This is a genomic window from Pantoea sp. Cy-639 (assembly GCF_011752525.1).
Classification (GTDB): Bacteria; Pseudomonadota; Gammaproteobacteria; order Pseudomonadales; family Pseudomonadaceae; genus Aquipseudomonas.
The window spans coordinates 226943-233438 of record NZ_VWXI01000008.1; the positions used below are offsets into that span (position 1 = coordinate 226943).

A 6496-nucleotide genomic window follows, 5' to 3' on the forward strand; every position below is an offset into this window, starting at 1 on the left:
ACATGAGTGAACCCGTGCAATTCCCCCTGGCCGCCGTGGTCGGCGCCGATGAGCTGAAGCTTGCGTTGTGCCTGATCGCCATCGACCCGAAGATCGGCGGTGTTCTGATCGAAGGCCCGCGGGGCATGGCCAAGAGCACCTTGGCCCGTGGCCTGGCCGACCTGCTTGGCGACGGGCCATTCGTCACCTTGCCGCTGGGCGCCACCGAAGAGCGGCTGATCGGCACCCTGGACCTGGACGCCGCGCTGGGGCAGGGGCAGGCACGCTTCTCGCCCGGGGTGCTGGCCCAGGCCGACGGCGGCGTGCTGTACGTGGACGAGGTCAACCTGTTGCCCGACCCACTGGTTGACCTGCTGCTGGATGTTGCCGCCAGTGGGACCAACCGTATCGAGCGTGACGGGATTTCCCACCGCCACCCGGCGCGGTTCGTGTTGATCGGCACGATGAATCCGGAGGAGGGTGAGTTGCGCCCGCAACTGCTCGATCGCTTTGGCCTCAATGTGGCGCTGGAGGGGTTGCCGGCACCTGAGGCCCGTCAGCACATCATTCGCCGACGCCTGGCCTTCGACAGCGACCCACAGGCGTTCTGTGCCCAGTGGGCGCCAGCGCAGGAGGCGTTGCGCGCGCGTTGCCAGGCGGCTCGCGAACACCTTGAGAGCATCGCCCTGGACGACCAGGCGCTGGCCTGGATCACCGAGCGTTGCTATGCCGCCGGAGTCGATGGCTTGCGCGCTGACCTGGTCTGGCTGCGCGCCGCCCGAGCCCATGCGGCCTGGCATGGGCGTACGGTGATCGAGGAGGGCGATGTCGAGGCTGTCGCCGACTTCGCCTTGCGCCATCGCCGCCGTTCTGGCGCATCGACGCCTCCGGCCAGCGCGCCTGCCGAGCAGGCCAGCCGTCCCGAGGCCGCAGGCGGGCAGGGCGACTGGGGCGCCATGCCGCCCCAGCCTGTAGCCGCAGGTGCGCGGCGCGAGGTGCCGAACTGGGCAAAAAAGCCCTGAGCATCCGCCCCCGTGACGCCCAGGCGGCGGATGCAAGGCCACGCTCAGGCCAATTGAGCGGAACCTCCCGAGGACGTTCGCGGGCCGCCGACAATGGTCGTGTCGCCTGGCTGCCGACGCTGTTCAAGGGGCGCCCCCGACAGCGCCGCGACCTGTGCTGGCAGCAGCGCCAGGCTCAGGCGCCGGAATTGTGGCTGGTGATCGTCGATGCTTCGGCCTCCACTCGCCGGTACCAGGCCCTGGCCCAGGCCAAAGGGCTGCTGGCCAGCCTGTTCGACCAGGCCTACCGACAGCGGGCCCGGCTTGCCTTGCTCACGGCCAGTGGCGGAAAACCACAGTGGCAGCGCCATGGACTGAAAGCGTCGGCGGCGTTGCAGCCCTGGCTGCAGGCGCTCGGTGCCGGTGGCGGCACGCCTCTGCTCGCAGCGCTGGAGGAGGCCCGACACTGGTTGCATGCACGCGGCAAGCGTCTGCCTCACGAAGTGCAGCGTTGCCTGGTGCTGACCGATGGGCGACTGAAACCCTGGCAGCCGGTACAGCCATTACCGTGCACGACGCTGCTGGTGGATATTGAGCGTGCGGCCGTCCGTGTGGGGCGGGCACGACAACTTGCTGAACAGTTACAGGCCGACTACCGGCACATCGAACAGTTCAGTGTGTTGGATTGAACATGCAGGGTGCGACAATATGTCGCAATATTGAAAGTTGCTGGTCAGGCAATTGGAACCGTTGCACAAGTGCGTGACGGTCACGCACTTTTTGTGCCGGCTGAATTACTTTGGCATCGACCAGGGTTGCAGGTCGTAACCTTTTTCACACAGTTCCGCGCGCACTTCCTCGATCAGGCTGGCCCATTGTGCCGGATCGGTATAGACCCGCGACGATACCTGCTTGGCACCAATACGGGTGCTGGTTCGGTCGACCACGGCCAGGCTCAGCTCACCGGTGCCGTTAGGGGCATCCCAGGCAACGCACTGGAAGGGTTCGAAGGCGTGGTCGGCGATCAGCAGTGCTTCGTTGACACGGAGCGAGGCGTTCATGGTTCGGTCTCTCTGTGGTCCCAAACAGCGAAATAATTGTTCCGCGGTGATATTCCGGCAAAGTATACAGCGCGGGGTTATTGCTACTGATGCTCCAAGTCAGGGTTCGAGTCACAGGCTGGCTAAAATATTTTTACGGTCCTGTCTTTTCAGCGCTGGATGTGACGGTGGAATTTCATGAAAATTCCCACCTCCGATAATAGAGTGCGGTCGGACTGAGCAGCGGTGATGGACGCATAAAGTTCGCTGTTTCTGTTCAGTTGTAAACCACAACTTATTGTTTCTTCTTGAAAAAATCTTATCTGATCGCTCCCAGCGCTGCGCACGGTGCTCTCACAGGTTGACGTCAGCTCGAAGGGCAGAAGGCCATCCATACGTATTTTTGACGGATCTTTCATCTTCACTCCCATAGAACAGAGGCATCGCACGTTCACAAGGGAGGGGAGGCCGCTCATGCACGCCTCGATGCTTGGCTATCGCTTGCTGTTTTTCACGGTATTCATGGCGTCGGTCACGAGCTGGGGGTTCCTCTGGCTCATCGGTTATGTCCGCCAGCACCCACTGGCCAATGGCAAGCCGCTGCTCAGCCCCGGAGCGGCCATGGCGCTGGGCATGGCACTGCTGCTTGGCTGCGCCGCGCTGGACTTCTACCGGATGGGGGAGCGCCATGTACTGCTGATGACCTTGCTCAGTGTTGGCCTGCTCCTGCCTTGGGGAGCGGTGTTGCTGATCAAGTGCGGCGACCTGTTGCGCTCACGCAGGTCGCTGCACGGGTACCGCTCTGATCAGGCCCGACGCTCGGCAGGGATCTGAAACGGCGTTAGCGGCTGTGGCCAGCATTGCTTGCTTTCGCCTTGGCTGATCGCTGCTCGGCGGCCTTTACTCCCGCTAGAACAACCGAACCCCAGCGGTGACTTCGACGGTTTTACTGATGTTATAGCCGACAACGCGCCATTGCTCGGCTTCCTCGTTGAGCAGCACGGCTTCGGTGACCGTCATGTTGGCAAACGTCGACTGGCTCTGAACGGCCGCGTAATGGCCTGGCGGTGCATCGGGCAGCTGTTTCGTGAACGTGATCTGGAAATGGGCGCGTTGCTTCAATTCACCAAGCCCCATTCGCAAGCCGCTGATCCCTTTGACCCAGTTCGCTTCGGACGTTGTCGCCTTGAGCGCCGAGCCTGCCGTAGCCCAGGTCATATCGGCACTTCCTGCATCAAGCAACAGCAGGAAAGATGCCGCGTTGCCGACCACCCGTTGCTGTAGTTGTGCAGAGCCGGGATCGGAGAGTTGCACTGTTGATGTGCTGGTGGCGGGCGCGTTGGTGTCGATCGAGACATCGCAGCCTGCGAGCATCAGCAAGCTGAGCAGTACGGTGAAACATTGCTTCATGCAAAACCTCGAAGATTGAGAGGGTCCTGAGGGGGACAATTTAATCGAATACCTGAAGCAACCGCCAGTCGAGTGCGGCAAAGGGTGACCTCGCAGCTTGTGAGATACCGGAGCGGACTGCAGCAAGAGGCCAAGGGGCTGGCTCCGAATCTGTCCACCTCACAATGTTAAGCTGCGTCCGGATAATGCCACCGGCTCTGAAAAAGCTGAGATCGTCGTCGAGGTTGACCGGTCATACTCGAAGAATCTCGGTGTCCAATGGTCTGGTTCTGTTGGTAGCGGTGCCGGTACTTTGATTGGCAGCGTTCCATTGGGTCTGACACCAGCCGCTATCGCTAGGTTTGGGAGTACATCCAGGTCGTTCAATTTGGATGCTGAGCTGAACGCAATGGAGCAGGCGGGCAGGGGGCGTGTAATCTCCAGCCCGCGCTGATCGAGTTGTTCGTAGCGTGCCGTTTTTCGGGCAGATTCCAGGGCTCAAATGGTTGTTCACCAGTAGTTCCACTGTGAAGACTGGAACGGAGCTAGTTTTGTTTCTGACGCCGCGCTTGATAGATGCGCCTATATAACTCAACTAAATGACTATTTAGTCGAGTTATTCCGTTGCCGCATAACGAGAAGAGTGGGATTACTCCTTTTTTGATCCGATCGAATCCAATTCTTGAAGAGCGTCAAGCGCTTTCTGGGTAGCGTCCTCGGACTGCTTGATTTTTTGTATCACCGAGCCGACATGATTTGAAATTTCTTTATCTTTGGCTGAGTTGGATAGGTCGGCGGTCAGCATAACTATTTGCTTCAGGTTGCTCACATGAAAAAACGCGCTAGCCAATTCGCTGTTGATTTTTTCACTGAATATGTCTGCTTTATCTAGAAACTGAGACGGCAGATCAATTGTGATTGACGACACTTTTTCGCCTAGCATCTTTCGAGCATTCTCATCGTTCAATAAGCAGTCGATTTGGGCGGCTGAAAAATTGTCGCATCGGAACTTTGCAACTTGGACGCGCGTAGCTCCGATTGGTGTTTTCATGATTTGAGCCAAGAGCTTCGCGCTCGCTTTTGCCGGTTATCACGATACCAAACACACACTGCGAAGATTGCTGCGACGGCCGTCGCCACGGCGCTGATTGCATTCCAGTCAATTTTCCAATCTGTACAAAGCCACATTCCGTTTCTCCGGCGCCGAGTGGAAGCAACAGCGTTGCTAAGGGCCGGCATTCAAGCATGCGTGGAACGCATCGCCAAGCGATGTTTGTACGAGCTGTAGGAGAGTGATCAAGGGCTGGGCCTGGCTTCAAATTTGGCCAACCCACGCCCCGGAAGCTCCATACGTAAGTGCGCATAATGTATATTATGTTAAACGACAGGTCATGTCATAAATGTTCATGAGCTACCTAGGCTGCTGATTCGACAACCCCGTTTTTTTCATCCACTCTCTCAACGGGCCATGTCCTTGGTGTTCATGGCGAGTCATTGCATGAGGTGGCTTCCGATGAAGCTGATTCAATGCCGTTTCTCCTCAGGTCAACGTGTACCGCTGCTCGTGCAGACCGGAGATGCGGCGCCGTTGCCCATGCTAGTCCCATTCATCTACGTTCAACTCAAGTTACGGTACCGTGCGTACAACACGGCTGCGGCGCATCTACGCGCGATCCAGGCTTTCTACATCTATACGAAAGGCCGAGACCTAGATATCGATGAGGACATCTTGGCCTGCGACTTCGAGTCGATTTTGGCTTTACTGGATGGTTACGCTATCTGGCTCCAAAGCGGCCGCCACGCCGACAACCTAGTCGCCCGAATCGGCACAGCTGCAACGGTACCTTTTCCGCAGATCGATCCGCGTACCCGTGACCAATACCTGCGGCTGTTGAAGCAGTACCTGTCCTGGTGTGTCTCCCGATACATCCCTCGCGCTCGCCAAACTTCAACCTCCCTGGCTAACATCGAGTTGGCATTTGCAGATCTCGCCGACGTCGTTGAACGGCGCTTTGAGAGCCACATCATTAATGCCCGACCCGACCGCACTCGTTACCGCAGCCTGACCGATACCCAACTCCAGATTGTTCGTACACTGATTAGCCCGGGAGCCGCGGAGAATCCGTTTCCGGAACGATTGCAGTTGCGCAATTGGCTAGATTGAATTGTTGCTGGAGACCGGTATCCGGCGTGGAGAGCTTCTGAAGCTCTACACTACGGATATCAACCAAGGTTCTCAGCACGCCTATGTCACCATCAATGACCGCGAACGTGACCCCGCCGACCCACGTGCTGAAGAGCCTGCGCTGAAAACCCACGGACGAACCATAGGTATTTCTGCACAGTTGTATGAGGTCTACGAGCACTACATCTAGAGCGAACGGCGTCCTCTACGTGACGGCAAACCGATGAAATTGCTGCACCGCTATCTGTTCATCTCTGACAGAGGCCGCCCGCTGTCGATTCGCGCATTGTCTAACGTCCTCGATCGGCTGTTTCTGACCATTGAACTGGCGCATCCGGGGTTGTTGCCTACTCTTTCTGCGCATGACTTTCGCCACACCTTCGCCGACCGTTTCTTGGCTTACCTGGTCGAGCAGCGTGGGCACGATCTGGAGCGCGCCACGGACGAACTCCGGCGAGTCTGCGGTTGGGCTGAGACTTCGGCGATGCCACGTCGTTATGCAAGTCGTTATCTAGCCGAGTCGGCCAACCGCCATAACGCGCAGCGTGCCTCGGCAGCTTGGGGCCTACTTGACAGTTAAGGAGGTTCGTCGTGCCTAAATCAGCCGATCCCAAGCAGGCATCACCCTCCTCCTCTCTTTTGGCCTACGTATTCGAGGGCCCGGCTCTGGTTGCGATTCGAACTCGCACCAATGATCAGCCAAAGTACGTCGATACCCGTTTGCCGGTGTGGACGTGGTACGACGGCGGGCTCGCGATGACAATCGATTGGGCTGTGTAGTGGTCTACTAACCCCGGACACCTTTTTAGGCGAAGATGATCGCCACACAGAGGTGTTCAATGAGCAGACAACGACGTACTTTCACCCCAGCCTTCAAGCGTGAGGCTGCCAGCCTGGTGCTC

At 58.3% G+C, this 6496-nt stretch carries 11 protein-coding genes; 7 read left to right on the plus strand and 4 right to left on the minus strand.

Annotated elements, in window-relative coordinates:
- Positions 1 to 2 precede the first annotated feature (2 nt).
- On the plus strand, positions 3 to 1001 hold the full coding sequence (locus tag F3J43_RS12625; RefSeq protein ID WP_166886431.1) for a magnesium chelatase ATPase subunit I: 999 nt from the start codon (positions 3 to 5) through the stop codon (positions 999 to 1001).
- 53 nt (positions 1002 to 1054) lie between these two features.
- A complete protein-coding gene (locus tag F3J43_RS12630) occupies positions 1055 to 1669 on the plus strand; it encodes a vWA domain-containing protein (protein ID WP_205297822.1) in 615 nt (204 codons plus the stop codon).
- Positions 1670 to 1774: 105 nt separating this feature from the next.
- Here the strand turns inward: F3J43_RS12630 and F3J43_RS12635 are convergent, their stop codons facing one another.
- Positions 1775 to 2041, minus strand: a complete 267-nt coding sequence (locus F3J43_RS12635) for a hypothetical protein (protein WP_166886436.1) — start codon at positions 2039 to 2041, stop codon at positions 1775 to 1777.
- Between the two features lie 149 nt (positions 2042 to 2190).
- On the minus strand, positions 2191 to 2496 hold the full coding sequence (locus tag F3J43_RS12640) for a hypothetical protein (protein ID WP_166886439.1): 306 nt from the start codon (positions 2494 to 2496) through the stop codon (positions 2191 to 2193).
- On the opposite strand from F3J43_RS12640, the gene F3J43_RS12645 reads away from it, so the two are divergent.
- On the plus strand, positions 2495 to 2854 hold the full coding sequence (locus F3J43_RS12645; RefSeq protein ID WP_166886442.1) for a hypothetical protein: 360 nt from the start codon (positions 2495 to 2497) through the stop codon (positions 2852 to 2854). The two genes, F3J43_RS12640 and F3J43_RS12645, sit on opposite strands and share 2 nt — an antisense overlap.
- 75 nt (positions 2855 to 2929) lie before the next feature.
- On the opposite strand, the gene F3J43_RS12650 is transcribed toward F3J43_RS12645, so the two are convergent.
- Positions 2930 to 3430, minus strand: coding sequence for a DUF4019 domain-containing protein (locus F3J43_RS12650; protein ID WP_166886445.1), 501 nt, complete (start codon positions 3428 to 3430; stop codon positions 2930 to 2932).
- A gap of 449 nt (positions 3431 to 3879) precedes the next feature.
- On the opposite strand from F3J43_RS12650, the gene F3J43_RS24315 reads away from it, so the two are divergent.
- Entirely contained in the window at positions 3880 to 3999 is a 120-nt protein-coding gene (locus F3J43_RS24315) for a secretin GspD/PilQ domain-containing protein (protein WP_166886449.1), read from the plus strand.
- A gap of 59 nt (positions 4000 to 4058) precedes the next feature.
- Here the strand turns inward: F3J43_RS24315 and F3J43_RS12660 are convergent, their stop codons facing one another.
- Complete coding sequence (locus F3J43_RS12660; RefSeq protein ID WP_166886454.1) at positions 4059 to 4460, minus strand: hypothetical protein; 402 nt, start codon at positions 4458 to 4460, stop codon at positions 4059 to 4061.
- Between the two features lie 462 nt (positions 4461 to 4922).
- On the opposite strand from F3J43_RS12660, the gene F3J43_RS23810 reads away from it, so the two are divergent.
- From F3J43_RS23810 to F3J43_RS23820, 3 genes are read left to right on the plus strand one after another with little or no spacing between them, the layout of a single operon-like run.
- The gene (locus tag F3J43_RS23810) at positions 4923 to 5573 is read left to right on the plus strand and encodes a hypothetical protein (protein WP_205297823.1); all 651 of its coding nucleotides are present in this window, start codon (positions 4923 to 4925) and stop codon (positions 5571 to 5573) included.
- Positions 5574 to 5577: 4 nt separating this feature from the next.
- Positions 5578 to 5784 carry a site-specific integrase gene (locus F3J43_RS23815; RefSeq protein WP_205297824.1) on the plus strand — a complete coding sequence of 69 codons (207 nt, stop codon included), beginning with the start codon at positions 5578 to 5580 and terminating at the stop codon, positions 5782 to 5784.
- 33 nt (positions 5785 to 5817) lie between these two features.
- Positions 5818 to 6174 carry a site-specific integrase gene (locus tag F3J43_RS23820; protein WP_205297825.1) on the plus strand — a complete coding sequence of 119 codons (357 nt, stop codon included), beginning with the start codon at positions 5818 to 5820 and terminating at the stop codon, positions 6172 to 6174.
- Positions 6175 to 6496 lie beyond the last annotated feature (322 nt).